The organism is Hymenobacter agri (assembly GCF_054778495.1).
In genome coordinates this window covers 1-3,300 of record NZ_BAAGZM010000491.1, presented here as the reverse complement: position 1 = coordinate 3,300, position 3,300 = coordinate 1, and the positions used below count along the sequence as shown (strand labels likewise).

Sequence of the window (3,300 nt, the reverse complement as noted above, 5' to 3'; positions counted from 1 at the left end):
CCATGCCCGCCGCCGCCCGCGCCCGCATCGAGCAGGAGCGGCCCGGCCAGCCCCTATCCGACGAGTACCTGAAGTTTCTGGTGCGGGAGCTCAAGCCGTACGTCGACCAGCACTTCCAGACCTCGCCGCGCCGGGCCGACACCTTCGTGGCTGGCTCCAGCATGGGCGGGCTCATCTCGCTGTACGCGGCGCTGGAATACCCGCAGACGTTTGGCGGGGCCGCCTGCTTCTCCACGCACTGGCCGTTGAGCCTGAAGGAAAACCGCTCCGATTTCGCCACGGCCATGGTACAGTATCTCGACAAGAAACTGCCCCGCAATCCCAAGCCCCGCCTGTATTTCGACCACGGCACCACCACGCTCGATGCCTGGTACGCCCCGCATCAGGCGCGCATCGACAGCACCGGGCGGGCGCACGGCTACGCGGCCGACAACTGGCTCAGCCGCAGCTTCCCCGGCGCGGCCCACAACGAAGCCGCCTGGAAGAAGCGCGTGGGCCCGGCGCTGGAGTATTTGTTGGGGCGGTAAGGCCGGGAAGGCCACAAGTAAAACGTCATGCTGAGCGGAGTCGAAGCATCTCTACCGCGTAACTAATCCAAACCATCAGGAATAGTATTGTGGGAGAGATGCTTCGACTCCGCTCAGCATGACGGGCTTTGTTATTCTATCAAACCAGCAGGGCTACGCCCTACTGGCCGCCGGCCGAATACTCGGTGTAGCCGCCGAGCAGGTTGCGCACATTAGTGAAGCCCTGCTGGGTGAGGAAGGCTTTGGCCTGCGACGAGCGGGCGCCGCTCTTGCACTGCACAATAACTTCCTGGTCTTTCCAGGCTTCGAGGTCGTCGAGCTTTTCGGGCAGGGTGCCGAGCGGGATGTTCTGGGCCGTGGGGATGCGGCCTTCTTCGTGCTCCCAGGGCTCGCGCACGTCGATGAGGTGAGGGGTTTCGCCGGCTTGCAGGCGCTGGCGCAGTTCGGTGGTGGTGATGTCGGCCATGGGGTGAGAGGGTTGGGGAAATGGATGCGCGAAAGTACGGCAGCCGCGGGCTTGCAATCGTAACAAATGGGTCATCAGCCACGTGCAGCCTTTAGTGTATCTTTGACTTCTGTTTGCTACCCATTTTAATTCGGGCCACCGCCAGCCGGCTTCGTGCGGCCAGCCGGGCCCGTTGCTTCCGCCCGAACATTCAATCTCCTCTTTTTTTTATCATATGAAGCAAGTTTTCTCGACGCTGCTGCTGGCGCTGGCCCTGGTGCCGGCCGCGCTGCACGCTCAAACCTTCCCGGCCGTGCCGGCCGCCCCGCCCTCCAACCTGCAGGGCCAGGCCCTGCGCGACTGGCTGCGCACCAACTGGTACGACGGCAAGCGCAACGTGCTGTCGTACGCCGCCGCCCGGGCCAAAATGTATAACTACGCCGACAACTACAACAACTCGGTGACGTGCGTGTACGGGGGCTACAACACGCCGGTGCCGCTCGACTTCAACAGCTCGAGCACCACCTCGGCGGCCAACATCAACTGCGAGCACACCATTCCGCAGTCGTGGTTCAGCTCGGCGGCGCGCATGGTGTCCGACATGCACCACCTCTACCCCACCTACATTCAGTGGAACTCGAACCGGGGCAACAACCCCTACAGCGAAATTCCGGACGCAACGACGACCATCTGGATGCGCAATACCACGGCCATCAACACCATCCCGTCGGCCAACATCGACGAGTACAGCGAAGCGACATCGTCGACGTTTGAGCCCCGCGAAGACCATAAGGGCAACGTGGCCCGCACGGCGTTCTACTTCTACACCATGCACGACACGCAGTCGGAGCTCATTGCCACCGGCCACCAGAACATCACGTCGATTGCGCCGCTGGCGACCCTCTACGCCTGGCACCTGGCCGACCCAGTCGACGCCCACGAGATTGAGCGCAACCGCCGCGTAGCCGCCAGCCAGGGCAACTACAACCCCTACATCGAGTACCCCAACCTGGTAGCCCTGGCCTACGGCTTGGCCCCGGCCGGCCCCACGTTCAGCTTCGCCAATGCCACCGGCACCATCGTTGAGGGCAACGCCGGCACCAGCACCTACACCTTCACCGTGAACCTGAGCCCCGCCGCCACCACGGCCAGCACCGTGCAGGTCAGCCTGAATACGGGCAGCTCAACGGCTACCAACGGCACCGACTTCTCCTTCACTTCGCCTACCACGGTGACGTTCCCGGCCGGCAGCACCTCGCAGACCGTGACGCTGACCGTGAACGGCGACACCCAGCCCGAAACCGACGAAACCGTGGTGCTGGGCCTGACCAGCCCCAGCACCGGCAACAGCGTAGGCTCGCCCGCCAGCCACACGCTCACCATCACCAACGACGATGGCCCCGCGCCCACCGTGGCCTTTGCTTCGGCCGCCGGCTCGCAGGCCGAAGGCAACTCCGGCACCACCACCTACACCGTGAACGTGACGGCCACCGGCACGCTGCCCAGCGGCACCTTCACGGTGCCCGTGAGCGTGGACGCCGCCAACAGCACCGCCACTCCTACTACCGACTACACGCTGAACACCACCAGCCTGACCTTCAGCGCCACGGCTACTACGCAGCCCGTCACCATCACCGTGGTGGGCGATGCCGTATACGAGCCCAGCGAAACGGTGCGCCTGCTGCTGGGCACGCCTTCCAACAACAACATCATCGTGGGCACGCCCAGCGCCCACGTGTTCACCATCGCGAACGACGACGCGGCCCCGGCCGGCTCGCCCTGCACCAAGCCCTACTTCACGCAGTACATTGAGTCGGCCACCGGCAACACCAAGGTGCTGGAAATTTACAACCCGACAGCGAGCCCGATGCCGCTGACCGGCAAGCGCGTGGTGCTGTACGCCAACGGCGCTACCACCGCCACCGCTACCCTGAACCTGACCGGCACCATCGCCCCCGGCGACGTGTATGTGATTGCCAACACCGGCGTGACCGATACCGGCGTGGCGGCCCAAACCGACGTGCAGAACAGCGTGGCCTTCTTCAACGGCGACGATGCCATTGGCCTGTTCGACGGCACCGACACCCTCGACGTGATTGGCGTAATCGGCCAGCAGCCGACTTCGTGGACTACCGCCGGTGGCGGCTCGACCCTGAACAACACGCTCGTGCGCCTGCCCAACACCACCCAGGGCGGCCGTTGGAACGGTCCCAACGGTGCCGCCACCTGGACTGGCAACGGCGTCGACAACTTCGCCGGTGTGGGCAGCTACACCAGCGCGGGCTGCTTCGTGGCCACCGCCACCCGCACCGCCACCGTGCTGCGCAA

At 64.7% G+C, this 3,300-nt stretch carries 3 protein-coding genes; 2 read left to right on the top strand and 1 reads right to left on the bottom strand.

Annotated features, from left to right (window positions below):
• Window positions 1-527: alpha/beta hydrolase (locus tag ACYVDE_RS18180; protein ID WP_460502972.1), on the top strand; the 527-nt coding region annotated here is incomplete at its 5' end.
• A 160-nt stretch (window positions 528-687) separates the two neighbouring features.
• On the opposite strand, the gene ACYVDE_RS18175 is transcribed toward ACYVDE_RS18180, so the two are convergent.
• Window positions 688-993 carry a rhodanese-like domain-containing protein gene (locus ACYVDE_RS18175; protein ID WP_460502971.1) on the bottom strand — a complete coding sequence of 102 codons (306 nt, stop codon included), beginning with the start codon at window positions 991-993 and terminating at the stop codon, window positions 688-690.
• A 214-nt stretch (window positions 994-1,207) separates the two neighbouring features.
• Here ACYVDE_RS18175 and ACYVDE_RS18170 point away from each other — a divergent pair.
• Window positions 1,208-3,300, top strand: a 2,093-nt coding sequence (locus ACYVDE_RS18170; RefSeq protein ID WP_460502970.1) for an endonuclease, incomplete at its 3' end; no start/stop codon positions are given.